Below are 15,182 nucleotides of genomic sequence, written 5' to 3' on the forward strand. Positions count from 1 at the left end.
AGCGTTGAAATGAGTGCCAACGACAAGCGTATCGAAGAATTCGCCTACTACTTGTGGGAAGCCGAGGGCCGGCCCGAGGGCAAGCACCTCGATCACTGGACCAAGGCGCGCAAGCTGGCTGAAGCCGAAGCGATGGCTCCGGCCAAGCTTCCGCGCAATGCGCCAAAAAAACCGAAGGACGAGGCCGCTAATGAGGCGCCTGCCGCCAAGGCCAAGCCTGCGGCCAAGACCGCTGCTGCTAAGCCTGCGGCCAAGCCCAAAGCCGCCGGTGCCAAGCCTGCTGCCGAGAAAAAACCCAAGCCTGCGGCCAAGAAGCCAACAGCAAGCTGACACCCCCTCTTTCCCAATGACGTTTGTCCCCGGCCGCCCCACGGCGGCCGCGGGTTTCTGCGCCCTGAAAACGCTCGACGCCACTGCCCTAATCGAATATGCCACCCAAGGATCCATCCATGTCCAGGTCTCGGAAAACTTCACCACAGCCCACCGTAACACCCACGCGTATCCGTGAAGGCCAGCCGTTTCCACTCGGCGCCACCTGGGACGGTCTGGGGGTCAACTTCGCACTGTTCTCCGCCAATGCGACTAAAGTAGAGCTCTGCCTGTTCGACGAAGAAGGAAAAGTGGAGCTCGAGCGCATCGAGTTGCCCGAGTACACCGACGAGATTTTTCACGGCTATTTGCCCGATGCACACCCGGGGATGGTGTATGGCTACCGCGTGTATGGGCCTTACGACCCTAAAAACGGTCATCGTTTCAACCACAATAAGCTGCTCATCGACCCCTATGCCAAACAGCTGGTAGGCGAGCTTAAGTGGTCAGAAGCCCTGTTTGGCTACACCATCGGGCACCCCGACGAAGATCTGAGTTTCGACGAGCGCGACAGCGCCCCTTTTGTGCCGAAAAGCAAAGTCATCGACCCTGCTTTCACCTGGGGCCGCGACCAGCAGGTTAATACCCCTTGGGACAAGACCGTCATCTACGAAGCTCACACCCGGGGCATGACCATGCTTCACCCCGATGTGCCGGACGCGGAAAAAGGCACGTTTACCGGCCTCGCTCACCCCTCTGTGATCCGCCACCTCAAGCAATTGGGCATTTCGGCGATCGAGCTGTTGCCGATTCATGGCTTTGTCAACGACCAGCATTTGCTGGAGAAGGACTTAGGCAACTACTGGGGCTACAACACGATTGCCTTCTTCGCCCCGCACGCGAAATACCTCGCCAACGGCAAGATCGCCGAATTCAAAGAGATGGTAGCGCGCCTGCATGATGCTGGCCTTGAGGTGATCCTGGACGTGGTCTACAACCACACCGCCGAAGGTAACGAGCGCGGCCCAACACTGTCGATGCGGGGTATCGACAACGCCTCCTATTACCGGCTCATGCCCGATGACAAGCGTTATTACATCAACGACTCCGGCACGGGTAACACGCTAGACCTGAGCCACCCCTGCGTCCTGCAGATGGTCACCGACTCGTTGCGCTACTGGGCGACGGAGATGCACGTCGATGGCTTCCGCTTCGACCTGGCGACGATTCTTGGGCGCTACCGTGACGGCTTTACCGAACGCCACAGCTTCCTCACTGCCTGCCGCCAGGATCCGGTACTGCGCAGCGTCAAGCTGATTGCCGAGCCTTGGGACTGCGGCCCCGGTGGCTACCAGGTAGGTGGCTTCGCCCCTGGGTGGGCGGAGTGGAACGACCGTTTCCGCGATACTGTTCGATCGTTCTGGAAGGGCGACGACGGCAAGCTGGCCGATTTCGCAGCGCGCTTGACCGGCTCGGGTGAGATGTTCAACCAGCGTGGGCGTCGCCCGCACAGCTCAGTGAATTTCATTACCGCCCATGACGGCTTCACCCTCAAAGACCTGGTGTCTTATAACGAGAAACACAACGAAGCCAACGATGAGAACAATCAGGACGGCAGTAACAACAATTTGTCGTGGAACCATGGCCACGAAGGCCCAACCGACAACCGCGAGATCATCGACCTGCGCCTGCGGCAGATGCGTAATTTCTTCTGCACCCTGCTCTTCTCTCAAGGCACTCCAATGCTGGTCGCAGGTGACGAGTTCGCCCGTACCCAGAACGGCAACAATAACGCCTACTGCCAGGACAGCGAGCTGGGCTGGATCAACTGGAACATGGACGATGATGGCAAGGCGTTGATGCACTTCGTGCAGCGCTTGATCAAGTTGCGCATGACCTACCCCATCCTGCGCCGGAACCGTTTCCTGGTCGGCGATTACAACGAGGAATTGGGCATCAAGGATGTGACCTGGCTCGACCCTGCGGGCAACGAGATGTCCACCGAACAATGGGAGGATGCGCATGGCCGTGCGCTGGCGATGGTGCTAGATGGTCGCGCACAGCCCAGCGGCATTCGCAAACGCGGCGATGATGCAACGCTGATGGTGATCGTCAATGCTCACCACGACGTTGTGAATTTCACTTTGCCGGAGGTGCCGGATGGGGAGTACTGGACCTGCCTGATCGATACCAATTGCGAAGAAGTGGACCAAACCGAGCGGCTGGAACCGGATCAGCAGTATATGGTCACCGGGCGTTCGTTCCTGCTGTTCGAGCTGCACCGCGCCTAAACCCTTCCTGTACGCCGGGCCGCCCCCCCACACCTTGTGGGAGGGCGGCAGCCGGCCCTCTTGTGACGTACTCACTCAAACGGCTGAACTGGCGTCTTGCCCCCAAGTCACATAGGGTATGGCAAGACCGAAACCGTTGGAGTGACCGTGCACACTGAAACCACGCCCCCCGAACCTGAAGCTCAGCCTGTGGACGGCCAGCGTGACGTTCACGTCATGCGCGTATTGACCGTCAACACGCACAAGGGCTTCACGGTATTCAACCGGCGCTTCATCCTGCCAGAGCTGCGTGAGGCGGTTCGCAGCACCCAAGCTGACGTGGTATTTCTGCAGGAGGTGCTCGGCGGCCACGACCGCCACGCCGCGCGCCACGCCAACTGGCCGGCGATGTCACAGTACGAATTCCTGGCCGACAGCATGTGGAGCGATTTTGCCTACGGCCGCAATGCGGTGTACCCCGATGGCCATCATGGCAACGCGTTGCTCTCCAAATACCCGATCCTGCATTACCGCAACCTAGACGTATCGATCACCGGCCCCGAGCGACGCGGCCTGCTGCATTGCACCTTGCAGGTGCCTGGCCATCCCGATGGCGTACATGCCATCTGCGTGCATCTGTCCTTGTTAGAAAGCCATCGGCAGCAACAGCTTCAGTTGCTTCGCAAATTGCTCGATTCGCTGCCTGAACACGCGCCGGTCATCATCGCCGGAGATTTCAATGACTGGAAATCCCGCGGCAACGTCACCCTTTCGCGCTACGGCGACCTGCACGAGGTTTTCGAGCGTCATCACGGCCGGCTGGCCAAGACCTACCCTGCCCGCATGCCGATGCTGCGGCTAGACCGCATCTACCTGCGCAACGCCACCAGCCATGCCCCCAAGGTCTTGGGCACGCGCCCGTGGAGCCATCTGTCGGACCATCTGCCCCTTGCGGTGGAGGTGCATCTCTAGGGCGCCCTCGGTGCAATGAGCGTCTGCCCACCTGACAGGTCTACGAGTTATGCCCTGCCAAGGCAGGGGTTAGAGTCAGACCTCTGACACCAGCCGGGGCTGTTCATGAATCCGCTACAAGTACTCGCCACGCGAGCCGTGACTGGAGTCACTGCGATAGAGATATCCCCTACGATCTTCCAAGCAGCGAGTTGGGCGGCTCGCTACCCGATGGTTGCGCAGGGAACGACGTTGGTATCAATGACGGGAGGTGCGCTTTGGGCTGTCCCGGCCATCTTTCAGATGCTCGACCGGGCGCCTACCATAGCCTTCAATTACGTTGTGAATTCCTTTCGAACCGTATAGCCCCCTGCGCATGACATTGGGTAGCCCGACAAGCGCGCGGGGGCCTTATTTAAAACAAGGGGCTCAGGCAGGCTTGAGCACCAGCACTGCCAGCGGAGGAAGCGTAAGGCTCAGGGAGTAAGCCTGCCCGTGGCTGGCTTGCTCTTGCGTCGCAACTGCTCCACCGTTGCCCACGTTTCCACCTGCATAAACCAGGGCATCACTGTTGATCAGCTCGCTCCATTGCCCAGCAAACGGTACGCCGATCTGGTAACTCTCACGCACTTCAGGTGTGAAGTTCGCCACCACTAGCAAGGGCTCACCTTCCTTGCTCCAGCGCAGGAAGGCATAGACGCTGTTGGCCGCGTCGTCGCCGATCAGCCATTGGAAGCCCTGGGGCTTGCAATCTTGATCGTGCAAGGCCGGTTGGTCGCGGTAGAGCCGGTTGAGGTCGGCCACCAGCGTTTGCACACCTTGGTGCTCGGTGTACTGGGTCAGGTACCAGTCGATCTGGCTGTCATGGTTCCATTCGCGCCACTGGCCGATCTCGCAACCCATGAACAGCAGCTTTTTGCCCGGGTGCGCCCACATGAACGTCAGGTAAGCCCGCAGGTTGGCGAATTTCTGCCACCGGTCACCTGGCATCTTGTCGATCAAGGCTTTTTTGCCGTGCACTACCTCATCATGCGAAATCGGCAGCACAAAGTGCTCCGAATAGGCATACACCAAGCCGAAGCTCAGCTCATTGTGGTGATGCTTGCGGTGGATGGGGTCATTCTGAATGTAGTGCAAGGTGTCATGCATCCACCCCATGTTCCACTTGTAGGAGAAGCCCAGCCCCCCCTGCTCGGTGGGTTGGCTTACGCCTGGCCAGGCAGTGGACTCTTCAGCGATCACCAAAGCACCCGGCGCCTCATGTCGCACCACTTCGTTGAGGTGACGAAGGAAATCGATCGACTCGATATTTTCTCGCCCCCCATAGCGGTTCGGGATCCACTCACCGGCTTTGCGCGAATAGTCCCGATAGAGCATTGACGCCACCGCATCCACGCGCAGCCCATCGACATGAAAGTGGCGCAGCCAATGCAGCGCCGAGGCAATCATGAAGCCATGCACTTCCGTGCGGCCCAGGTTGTAGATCAGTGTGTCCCAATCCTGATGAAAGCCCTCGAGCGGGTTGTCGTACTCGTAGAGCGCAGTGCCATCGAAACGGGCCAGGCCATGTTCATCGGTCGGGAAGTGCGCAGGCACCCAATCCAGGATCACCCCGATCCCAGCCTGGTGGCAGCGGTCGACGAACCCCGCAAAGTCCTGAGGAGAGCCGTAGCGCGCAGAGGGGGCGAATTGAGAGAGCAGCTGGTAGCCCCAGGAGCCACCGAACGGGTGCTCCATGATCGGCAACAATTCAATATGGGTGAAACCCATCTTCTGGATGTAGGGGATCAGCCGGTCAGCCAGCTCATGCCAGTTGTACAGCCTGGCAACCTCACCGGCCTCGTTGAGTTCGACCTCCCACGAGCCTGCATGCAATTCATAGATGGACAAAGGCTTGCTGGTATCGGTGGTGTTGCGCTGTTCCATCCACGCATGGTCGTTCCAGGCGTAATCCAGAGGCGGAGCAACCTTGGAAGCGGTTGAAGGTGGTAACTCCGTGGCCAGTGCCATGGGGTCCGCTTTCAGCGGCAAAATGCCATGCTGACCCAGTATTTCGTACTTGTACGCCTCGCCCGCTTCGACACCGGGAATGAAGATCTCCCACACCCCCGACGGCTGGCGCAAACGCATCGGGTGCCGGCGGCCATCCCAGCCGTTGAAGGCGCCTACCACCGAGACGCGGCGCGCGTTCGGTGCCCAAACGCTGAAACGAACACCCTTGACCCCACCCACCTCCATCAACTGCGCCCCCAGGGCGCTGCTGAGGTTTCGGTGATTGCCTTCGGCGAACAGGTACAGGTCCATTTCGCCCAGTTGTTCACCAAAGCTGTACGGGTCAGCGGTCACCTGAACGCCACCGGCCCAGTGGATGCGCAGGCGGTAACCCTCCTCGCCTGCTACCTGTGCCGCGAAAAACCCTGGCACGCGGTGCTGCTCGAGCTCGGCACGCACATTGTCGTCTTCCCAGCCCAGAGCCTCGACTCGCAGTGCGTTCGGAAGGTAGGCCCGGATGAAGCGACCGCCCTGGCCGTCACCATGGGCGCCGAGGACGGCAAAAGGGTTACCGTGCTCGGCGCGCACCAGCGCCTCGATTTCAGCCTGCTCCGGAAAGAGTCCGGGGCGTGAGTCATGTGGCGCGTGTTGCATCGTACATCTCCCTGTCAGGCTTCGAGCAGGCCGGCGAGCCCTTGCAGGGGCACGGCCAACCATCCCGGCCGATTTTCGGCTTCATAGGCAATTTCGTAAGCGGCTTTTTCAAGGCTGAACAAGGTGCAGGCCGCCTGCGCGCCTTGGGCATCAACCCAGGCGTGCGGTACCGCGGCGGTAGCCTCTTCATAAGCGGCCAGGAAAGCCTCCGTGGAGCGGGTGTAGTAATCTGCTGCAACGCGCTGGCGCGCCTCGCGCACACCGTCTGTGGCGTGCACCGAAGGGGCATTGCGTACCGCCATGGCCGCGGCATAGTCGAAGGAGCGAAGCACGCCGCTCACATCTTTGTAGGGGCTGTATTTGCCGCGCCGCTCTTCAAGTGGCCGGGCCGGCTCGCCCTCGAAGTCGATCAGGTAGGCGTCGCCTTGAACCACTAGAATCTGGCCCAGGTGCAGGTCCCCGTGAACGCGCATGATCAACCCACCCTGGGCTTTTTCGGCCAACAGGCGCACGCGGTCGAGCAATGCGTCACGCTGGGCAAGCACTGTGGCCACGAGAGGGCGAACGTCATCAGCGAGAGCATCCTTGTTCTGGTCTATAAGCTTTAGCGCACGTTCGACCTGCGCGCATACGCTTTGGGTCCATTGTTCAGCATCTTTTTTCGTACTGGCGCGCGCGGCGAAGGCGGCGTCGTCTGTGGACGCTGCCAGCGCCACGTGCATTTCGCCCAGCCGCCGGCCCAGCAAGCCGGCGAATGCCTCCAACTCTGCCAGCGCATCGTAATGGGCGTCCTGGCCGGATTGTGCCTGCTCCAGCGCGTCGCGAGCGGCACGCTCAAGGTTGTTCTGGGTCCATTGCCAGGCGTCGCCCTGATTGTCGAGATAGCCTTGGGCAATCATCAGCAGGTGCGGCGTGCCGTCCTCGGCGACCCGGCTGACCGACCCCAGCAATGGTGAGATATTCGCATAACCCGCTGCGGTCAGAAATGCGCCCATTTCAAGCTCCGGGTGAACGCCGGCGCTGACCTTGCGGATCATCTTCAACACCATAGCCGCGCCGATGACCACTGAGCTGTTGGATTGTTCGGCACTGAGGTAGCGGACTTCCGGCGCCTCGCCCAGCGCTAGGCTGGAGAGGTGCTCAGTGCCGCTGAAATGCAGCTGGCCTTCTTCGCAAGGCAGCACGGTACCTTGCGCCAGCCCCTGCACAACGGCGTGAATGAAGCTCTCCAGCACAAACCCGTCGGTGATCAAACCCACCTGGCGGCCCCGCCGTACTCGCGCCAAGGCCAGCTGCTGAGGTAAGGCCGTATTGATGTGCTCTTCCGGCAATAGGCCGAAGGGAAATTGGTAGCGGCTAACCTGCTCGCCCTGAACCACTTCGATCTCACTGAGCAGCGCCGGGTATGGCAAGGCAGAGAAGCGGGCGCCATAGACGATTCGCACCTGATCGACGGGCAGGTCCTTGCCACCAAACCACCGCCGCTTGGGCAGGTACTGGCGCAAGGCGATATCTTCCAGCGTCTGGCGGCTGGGCGCCTCAAGTAGCTCCTCAAGCCGCTTCTTGAGTACCAATGTCGCAAATTCAGGGAGCGGCTCAGCCGCTTCGACGTGCCAACTGGGCATTTGATTCTCCGGGGCGAGCAGAAACCAGTAGAAAGCGTAAGGGGGCAAAGTCAATAGAAAGGGCAACTGGCCGATCGGCGGGAAGGCGCTGCCGCCAAGCATCTCTACCGGTACGCGGCCGGAGAAAGCGCTGAGTTCCAGCTCTGCGGCCTGCGCCGCTCGCGACAGGTTGGCAACGCAGAGGATCGTCTCGGCATGGCCCTGTTCGTCGATGTACTCGCGGGTATAAGCCAGAATCCGCCGATTGCTCGGCGCCAGCATCCGCAGGGTTCCACGCCCGAACGCCTTCTGCTGCCTGCGCACTGCCAGCATGCGCCGGGTCCAGTTGAGCAGCGAATGGGGGTCGCGGTCCTGGCTCTCGACATTGACAGAAGCGTAGCCATACAACGAGTCCTGTATAGGTGGAAGCACCAACTGGGCGGGGTCCGCCCGAGAGAACCCGCCATTGCGGTCAATGGACCACTGCATGGGCGTACGCACGCCATCGCGGTCACCCAGAAAAATATTGTCGCCCATGCCGATCTCGTCACCGTAGTACAAGGTCGGCGTGCCGGGCATCGACAACAACAGGCTGTTGAGTAGCTCAACGCGCCGGCGATCACGCTCCAGCAAGGGCGCCAGGCGCCTGCGGATCCCCAGATTGATGCGCGCACGCCGATCGGCGGCGTAGTAATCCCAGAGGTAGTCGCGTTCCCGGTCCGTGACCATCTCCAACGTCAACTCATCATGGTTGCGCAGGAAGATTGCCCACTGGCACTTGGGTGGAATGTCAGGGGTCTGGCGCAGAATATCGGTAATCGGAAAACGGTCCTCCTGAGCGATGGCCATGTACATGCGCGGCATCAGCGGAAAATGAAACGCCATGTGGCATTCGTCCCCCTCGCCATCGCCGAAATACTGCTGGGTATCCTCCGGCCACTGATTGGCTTCGGCCAGCAGCATGCGATCAGGATAATTGGCATCGATTTCCGCACGGATCTGCTTGAGCACCGCGTGGGTTTCCGGCAGGTTTTCGTTGTTGGTCCCGTCACGCTCGACCAGATACGGAATCGCATCCAGGCGCAGGCCATCGACGCCCATGTCCAGCCAGTAGCGCATCACCCCGATCACCGCTTTCATCACCTGCGGGTTGTCGAAGTTCAGGTCAGGCTGGTGGGAATAAAACCTGTGCCAGAAGTACTGCCCCGCCACCGGGTCCCAGGTCCAGTTGGACTTTTCGGTGTCCAAGAAAATGATACGGGTGCCGTCGTATTTGTGATCGTCGTCGGACCACACATAGAAATCCCGCGCCTTGCTACCTTTTTTCGCCCGGCGTGCACGCTGGAACCACGGGTGCTGGTCGGAGGTGTGGTTGATGACCAGCTCGCAGATCACCCGCAGCCCCCGCTTATGCGCCTCGGCGATGAGCCGCCGGGCATCGGCCAGCGTGCCGTAGTCCGGGTGTACGGCTTTGTATTCAGCGATGTCGTAACCGTCGTCGCGCCGTGGCGACGGGAAGAATGGCAGTAGCCACAGGGTGTTGACGCCGAGGCCGGCAATGTAGTCCAGCTTGGCGATCAGCCCGGGAAAGTCGCCGATGCCGTCGTTGTTGGCATCGAAAAACGACTTGACGTGCACTTGGTAGATCACCGCGTCCTTGTACCAGAGCGGGTCGTTCAAAAACGCAGTCGTGCGGGGCTTCTTCGCCATCTCAGCGGCCTATCTCGGGGGCTGCAGTAATGCGCCAGATGCCGAACGGCAGGTGCCAGGGCTCGATGCGCATGAATTGGGTTTTGCCGTACCAGGTCCAGGTGTGGCCGTTCATCAGGTCCTCGCCATGGGTGGCTGCGTCGTCAGCCAGGCCCAGCTCCCACAGCGGCAGCTCGAAGTGAGCTTCCTGAGCGTTGTGAGGGTCGAGGCTGACTGCTACCAGAATGTAGTTACTGCGGTCAGGTGTGCGCTTGGCGAAATACAGGATCTGGTCGTTCCAGCACGGTAGCGCGGTGAACCCGAGATGCGTCTGCAATGCCGGGTTTTGCCGGCGAATGCGGTTGAGTTGTGCGATCTCGGCGATGATATTGCCGGGCTGGGTGAAATCGCGCGGGCGGATTTCGTATTTCTCCGAATCCAGGTATTCCTCTTTGCCTGGCACTGCGGCCGACTCGCAGAGTTCGAAGCCTGAATACATACCCCAGAGCCCTGAGCCCATGGTCGCCAGCGCTGCACGCAGCAGAAAGCCCGGGCGCCCGGATTCGTGCAGGAAGTAGGGGTTGATGTCCGGCGTGTTGACGAAGAAATTCGGTCGGTAACAGTGAGCCAGCGGCGGCTCGTTCAGCTCGGCGAAATACTGGCTGAGCTCGGCCTTGGTATTGCGCCAAGTGAAGTAAGTGTAGCTCTGGCTATAACCCACCTTGCCCAGGCGCGCCATCATTGCAGGCTTGGTGAACGCCTCTGCGAGAAACATCACCTCAGGCGCCTGCGTGCGAATGTCGTCGATCAGCCACTGCCAGAACGGCAAGGGCTTGGTATGAGGGTTGTCGACGCGGAAGATCTTCACGCCTTCCTGTACCCAGCCCCAGACTACGTCGCGCAAGGCCAGCCACAGGCTTGGCACCGCATCGGCGGCGTAGAAGTCGACGTTGACGATGTCCTGGTATTTCTTCGGCGGGTTTTCGGCGTAGCGGATGGTGCCGTCCGGGCGCCAGGAGAACCAACCCGGATGCTCCTTGAGCCAGAGGTGGTCCTGCGAACATTGGATGGCAAAATCCAGGGCAATCTCCAAACCATGCTCAGCCGCCGCCTTGACCAGCCGCCGGAAATCCTCGCGAGTGCCCAACTGCGGATGAATCGCTTCATGGCCGCCGTCGGCACTGCCAATGGCATATGGGCTGCCCACATCGTCGGGCCCGGCGGTGAGGGAGTTGTTCGGCCCCTTGCGGTGAGCACGGCCAATGGGATGGATGGGTGGGAAATACAGCACATCGAAGCCCATGTCACGGATCATCGGCAACCGTGCATGCACGTCATTGAAGGTGCCGTGACGGGCCTTGTCGTCAGTGATCGATCGCGGAAACAGCTCATACCAACTGGCGAACTCGGCCAGCGAGCGCTCGACCTCCAACGGGTACTCAGGGCTCTTGGATAAAAACGGGCGATGGTCGGCCAACGCCATGAGCGCGCGCGTGTCGCTACCCAGCAGAAGCGCAACTTTCTCATCCACGCCAAGGGACGCCAGCCTGTCGTGCAGTTCGCGTAATTGCTGGCGCAGGTTGCCTTCGCCGCGCTCTTGCGCCCCCTGAAGCATGAGCCGCCCTTCTTCGAGCTCCAGCTCCACGTTCACGCCGGCAGCGTACTTTTTCTCCAACTCATAGCGGTAGGTGGCGAACTCGTCTTTCCAAGCCTCTACACAGAACAGATAGCGGCCTACCTCTTCAGGCGTGAAGCGGGCTTGCCAACTGTCGTTACCCAACTCCTGCATCGATACGCTGTGCCAAGCCTCGCTGCCCGCGCGCCGCCAACGCAGGACCACCGCCAGCTTGTCATGGCCGTCGGCAAAGACCTTGGCATCGACCGTCTCGGTCCGCCCAGCCAAGCCTTTGACTGCAAAAGCGCCAGCTTCCAATACCGGGCTCACCGCCTCGATGGCGATGCGCGGCAGCAACAGCGCCTGTGACAGGCTCAGGGGGCTGTCATGGCCGTGGCTGTGCGCGGCTACCGGGCCTTGCTCAAAGGGCTGATCTGCTGCCATGGGTTTGGGCTCCTTGCGCCGGCGGGCGCGCTATTGAAGGGTCTCTGGGTTCGAAGGCGGGGTTGCAATGAAAGTTCAGCGGGATCGTTGCGCACTGAGTGTGGTCCACCGTCAGGCAACTTGCCGCCTTAACCGAACGAGGAGCCTGTAGCCATGACTCTCCCCACCCCCGCCAAGACCCCCGACCCGAATATCGACGACCCGAATCTTCCGCCGCCGGCTCCCGAACAGGACCCAGACCCGGTAGCGCCGCCACCGGTCAGCCCACCGGTGGGCGACCCGCCGAGCGCGGAGCCCCCCTACCAGGACCCCACAAGCCGGAACTGACCGGATCAGCTACGCTCTGGGCATGGCAAAAATGCAGCCCAAGCCTGCGCGAGTGCCCGTTGCCCGCGCAGGGATGCGCTGGCAGCATGCCCCCGCTGGTTGGCATGAACCGCACCTGGAGTGGCGCTCACGATGACTGTAAACGCAATGAATGCACTGCCCACGTGTACCGGTCTCGATCCGCATGTGGTGGCACAGGTCAGCAATCACATCGGTTTCCTGACACTGAACCGCCCTGCCGGGCTGAACGCCCTGACCCTGGACATGGTACGTCGGCTCACCACTGCCCTTCAGCGCTGGGCTCAGGACGACGCTGTATACGCAGTGGTCCTGCGCGGCAGCGGCGAAAAGGCATTTTGCGCAGGCGGCGACGTTCGTGCGCTGTACGACAGCTACCTCGGCGGCCACGGCCTGCACGAGGCGTTCTTTACCGAAGAATATGCATTGGACTTGTTGCTGCACCAGTATCGCAAACCCTTGTTGGCCGTGATCGACGGCTATTGCTTGGGCGGCGGAATGGGCCTGGCGCAGGCCTGTGAATTACGCGTAGTGACCGAGCACGGCCAATTGGGCATGCCGGAAACCGCCATCGGCTTTTTCCCCGACGTGGGAGGTAGTTATTTTCTGTCACGTATACCAGGCGAGCTGGGCACCTACCTGGGCCTGACCGGCCAGCGTGTCGGTGCTGCCGATGCGTTGTACTGCGGGCTTGCCGACTGGCATGTGCCACGTGTGCGCCTGGCAGAGCTTACTCAACGCCTGGCCGACATTCGCTGGACCGACACCCCCCTCAAGGATTTGCAGAACCTGCTCGCTCGGCTTGGAACCCAGGCCCTGCCCCAGCCGCCGTTGGCCGAGCTACGCCCAGCCATCGATCATTTCTTCGCCCAGCCCGATGTTGCGGCGATTCAGCAGCAGTTGCGGCAAGTCAACCTGGGGGCTAGCCGCGACTGGGCATTGGCGACCGCCAACCTGCTTGAGCAGCGTTCGCCGCTAGCCCTGGCGGTGACCTTGCAGATGCTGCGGCGTGGGCGCCATGCAAGCCTTGAGGCCTGTTTCGCCCAAGAAACCCATGTAGGCAAGCTGTGGCTAGAGCATGGTGACTTTCTTGAGGGAGTGCGTGCGCAACTGGTCGACAAAGACAAGCAACCGCATTGGCGCCATTCAAGCCTGGATGAGCTAGCGCCCGCTGATTGGGAAACATTCTTCGAAGGCCTGTGAACAGGCACGCCACTAGGAGCCGGTGATGCACGATCTTGAACTGTCTGAAGAGCAAGTGATGTTCCGCGACATGGCGCGCGAGTTCGCCCTGCATGAAGTCGCACCTCGCGCCCGCGCTTGTGAAGCTGCAGGGTGGATAGAGGATGGCCTTGTGCGGCAGATGGGCGAACTGGGACTGTTAGGTATGGTGGTGCCCGAGCAATGGGGTGGCAGCTACCTCGACTATGTCGCCTATGCCCTGGCAGTGGAAGAAATCTCGGCAGCCGATGGTGCGGTCGGCACCCTGATGAGCGTTCACAATTCCGTAGGCTGCGGGCCGATCCTGCAATTTGGCACCCCGGCCCAGCAGGACACCTGGCTGCCGCGCCTGGCCAGCGGCGAAGTGATCGGTTGCTTTTGCCTGACCGAACCACAAGCGGGGTCCGAAGCGCACAACCTGCGCACTCGTGCCGTGCTCGACGGTGAACACTGGGTGCTCGATGGGGCCAAGCAGTTCGTCACCAACGGCCAGCGTGCAGGCCTGGCGATCGTGTTCGCCGTCACTGACCCTGCCTTGGGCAAGAAAGGGCTTTCGGCCTTTTTGGTGCCCACTGACACCGCCGGTTTCGTGGTCGAACGCTGCGAGCACAAAATGGGCATCCGAGCCTCAGACACGTGCGCAATCAGCCTGCAGGCCTGTCGCATTCCGGCAGGCAACCTGCTCGGCGAGCGCGGTAAAGGCCTCGCCATTGCACTGGCGAACCTGGAAGGCGGGCGCATTGGCATCGCAGCCCAGGCTGTAGGCATAGCCCGCGCAGCGATGGAAGCAGCGCGCACGTATGCCCTTGAGCGCGAGCAGTTCGGCAAGCCAATCGCCGAACATCAAAGCGTGGCCAATCACCTTGCCGACATGCACACCCGCATCAATGCAGCGCGGCTGCTCACCCTGCACGCTGCCCGCCTTCGAACCGCCGGCCTGCCCTGCCTGAGCGAGGCCTCACAGGCGAAGCTGTTCGCTTCGGAGGCGGCCGAATGGGTCTGTTCCAAAGCCCTTCAGGTTCACGGCGGGTATGGATATCTGGAGGATTACCCGGTCGAGAAGTATTACAGGGATGCGCGAATCACCCAGATCTATGAAGGCTCAAGCGAGATCCAGCGGATGGTCATCGCCCGAGAGTTAGCAAAGGGATAATCGCAGCAGGGCCCAGGCTGACCCCGCTGCCCGGCTTGCATGTGCTCTGCCGGGCGGCCGCTATTTCGCAGTTGTCGCCAAGGCCCTGGCAGGCCGGGCGTCACGTTCACATGGGCGCAAGGGGCCCTTCGCTTCGAAGCAATCCGCCAGCCCCGCGTGCGCCGCCCTCGATCCGAAGAGCACACGCCTCCAGCAATGCCCGCAACCGCGCCCTTCCACCGTCGATCCTGGCTGCAGGCCCGACGACACTCAGTGCATACAGCCCCTGAGCCGTATCCACCCCCACCGACATCGCACCGACACCGGGCAAGTGCTCTTCCATATCGCAGGAGAAATTCTCAGCTCGAATAGCCACCAGCTCCACCAACAGTTGCGCCAGGGTGCGGGTATTGGGAGTCAGGCGCTGCATCTTCCCTTCCAATAACGCGGTCACTGCCGCATCGCTCATACGCGACAAAAGCACCTTGCCCGCAGAAGTGGCATAGATCGACAGGTAGCTGCCGTCCCCTGGCGCCACACGCAGTGTCTGGCGCGACACTACCGATTGCAGAATCAGGATCTCCAGCCCGGCCGCCTGCACCAGCACCACGGTTTCGCCTGTGTCCTGGGCCAACGCCTCCAGGTGCGGGCGAGTCAGGCTGAGGATGTCCACATGGCTATGGCTTGCCAACCGCATCAGTGCCGGCCCGAGGCGCACCCCTGCCGCGCCTTGCACTTCCAGCAGTTGTTCCAGGGCCAATGCATCGACCAAGCGCTGCACAGTCGAGCGCGGCAAGTCGATGCGCTTGGCAATCGCCCCAAGGCTCAGGCCTTCGGGTTGATCCTGCAGGCACCGCAGGATCGCAGCCGCCCTGGAAATCACCTGGATGCCGCCTTTGTGTTGATCGGTCATGGCTTGCTCGTCTGTACCATCTGGCAATACACTGTATCGAATT

General features: G+C 61.2%; 10 protein-coding genes. 6 read left to right on the top strand and 4 right to left on the bottom strand.

The window, feature by feature from the left end:
* Positions 1 to 9: 9 nt before the first annotated feature.
* The 3 genes from F474_RS12925 (at position 10) to F474_RS12935 (ending at position 3,551) form a co-directional block, all read left to right on the top strand.
* Complete coding sequence (locus F474_RS12925) at positions 10 to 330, top strand: DUF2934 domain-containing protein (RefSeq protein WP_097085209.1); 321 nt, start codon at positions 10 to 12, stop codon at positions 328 to 330.
* A gap of 119 nt (positions 331 to 449) precedes the next feature.
* On the top strand, positions 450 to 2,600 hold the full coding sequence (gene glgX / locus F474_RS12930; RefSeq protein WP_097085208.1) for a glycogen debranching protein GlgX: 2,151 nt from the start codon (positions 450 to 452) through the stop codon (positions 2,598 to 2,600).
* A 216-nt stretch (positions 2,601 to 2,816) separates the two neighbouring features.
* Positions 2,817 to 3,551, top strand: coding sequence for an endonuclease/exonuclease/phosphatase family protein (locus F474_RS12935; RefSeq protein ID WP_097085270.1), 735 nt, complete (start codon positions 2,817 to 2,819; stop codon positions 3,549 to 3,551).
* A 408-nt stretch (positions 3,552 to 3,959) separates the two neighbouring features.
* Here F474_RS12935 and glgB read toward each other — a convergent pair whose 3' ends face one another.
* Genes glgB through F474_RS12950 form a run of 3 tightly spaced genes read right to left on the bottom strand, consistent with a single transcriptional unit; the run spans position 3,960 to position 11,528 of the window.
* A complete protein-coding gene (gene glgB, locus F474_RS12940; RefSeq protein WP_097085207.1) occupies positions 3,960 to 6,176 on the bottom strand; it encodes a 1,4-alpha-glucan branching protein GlgB in 2,217 nt (738 codons plus the stop codon).
* Positions 6,177 to 6,190: 14 nt separating this feature from the next.
* Positions 6,191 to 9,490 (bottom strand): maltose alpha-D-glucosyltransferase, encoded by a 3,300-nt coding sequence (gene treS / locus F474_RS12945; protein WP_097085206.1) that lies wholly within the window; start codon positions 9,488 to 9,490, stop codon positions 6,191 to 6,193.
* A 1-nt stretch (position 9,491) separates the two neighbouring features.
* Positions 9,492 to 11,528 (bottom strand): alpha-1,4-glucan--maltose-1-phosphate maltosyltransferase, encoded by a 2,037-nt coding sequence (locus F474_RS12950; protein ID WP_097085205.1) that lies wholly within the window; start codon positions 11,526 to 11,528, stop codon positions 9,492 to 9,494.
* 153 nt (positions 11,529 to 11,681) lie between these two features.
* Here F474_RS12950 and F474_RS22670 point away from each other — a divergent pair, with 153 nt between their 5' ends.
* From F474_RS22670 to F474_RS12960, 3 genes are all read left to right on the top strand, one after another.
* Positions 11,682 to 11,855, top strand: coding sequence for a hypothetical protein (locus F474_RS22670; protein ID WP_097085204.1), 174 nt, complete (start codon positions 11,682 to 11,684; stop codon positions 11,853 to 11,855).
* 132 nt (positions 11,856 to 11,987) lie between these two features.
* A complete protein-coding gene (locus tag F474_RS12955; protein ID WP_097085203.1) occupies positions 11,988 to 13,076 on the top strand; it encodes an enoyl-CoA hydratase/isomerase family protein in 1,089 nt (362 codons plus the stop codon).
* A 25-nt stretch (positions 13,077 to 13,101) separates the two neighbouring features.
* A complete protein-coding gene (locus tag F474_RS12960) occupies positions 13,102 to 14,247 on the top strand; it encodes an acyl-CoA dehydrogenase family protein (RefSeq protein WP_097085202.1) in 1,146 nt (381 codons plus the stop codon).
* A gap of 106 nt (positions 14,248 to 14,353) precedes the next feature.
* On the opposite strand, the gene F474_RS12965 is transcribed toward F474_RS12960, so the two are convergent.
* A complete protein-coding gene (locus tag F474_RS12965) occupies positions 14,354 to 15,139 on the bottom strand; it encodes an IclR family transcriptional regulator (RefSeq protein WP_097085201.1) in 786 nt (261 codons plus the stop codon).
* Positions 15,140 to 15,182: the final 43 nt, after the last annotated feature.

The organism is Pseudomonas sp. URIL14HWK12:I12 (assembly GCF_003097135.1).
Taxonomy (GTDB): domain Bacteria; phylum Pseudomonadota; class Gammaproteobacteria; order Pseudomonadales; family Pseudomonadaceae; genus Aquipseudomonas.

Excerpts from the sequence above, each read along its gene's own strand:
- F474_RS12925 (WP_097085209.1), top strand. The coding sequence starts at position 10 with ATGAGTGCCAACGACAAGCGTATCGAAGAATTCGCCTACTACTTGTGG.
- glgX (WP_097085208.1), top strand. The coding sequence starts at position 450 with ATGTCCAGGTCTCGGAAAACTTCACCACAGCCCACCGTAACACCCACG.
- F474_RS12935 (WP_097085270.1), top strand. The coding sequence starts at position 2,817 with ATGCGCGTATTGACCGTCAACACGCACAAGGGCTTCACGGTATTCAAC.
- glgB (WP_097085207.1), bottom strand. The coding sequence starts at position 6,176 with ATGCAACACGCGCCACATGACTCACGCCCCGGACTCTTTCCGGAGCAG.
- treS (WP_097085206.1), bottom strand. The coding sequence starts at position 9,490 with ATGGCGAAGAAGCCCCGCACGACTGCGTTTTTGAACGACCCGCTCTGG.
- F474_RS12950 (WP_097085205.1), bottom strand. The coding sequence starts at position 11,528 with ATGGCAGCAGATCAGCCCTTTGAGCAAGGCCCGGTAGCCGCGCACAGC.
- F474_RS22670 (WP_097085204.1), top strand. The coding sequence starts at position 11,682 with ATGACTCTCCCCACCCCCGCCAAGACCCCCGACCCGAATATCGACGAC.
- F474_RS12955 (WP_097085203.1), top strand. The coding sequence starts at position 11,988 with ATGACTGTAAACGCAATGAATGCACTGCCCACGTGTACCGGTCTCGAT.
- F474_RS12960 (WP_097085202.1), top strand. The coding sequence starts at position 13,102 with ATGCACGATCTTGAACTGTCTGAAGAGCAAGTGATGTTCCGCGACATG.
- F474_RS12965 (WP_097085201.1), bottom strand. The coding sequence starts at position 15,139 with ATGACCGATCAACACAAAGGCGGCATCCAGGTGATTTCCAGGGCGGCT.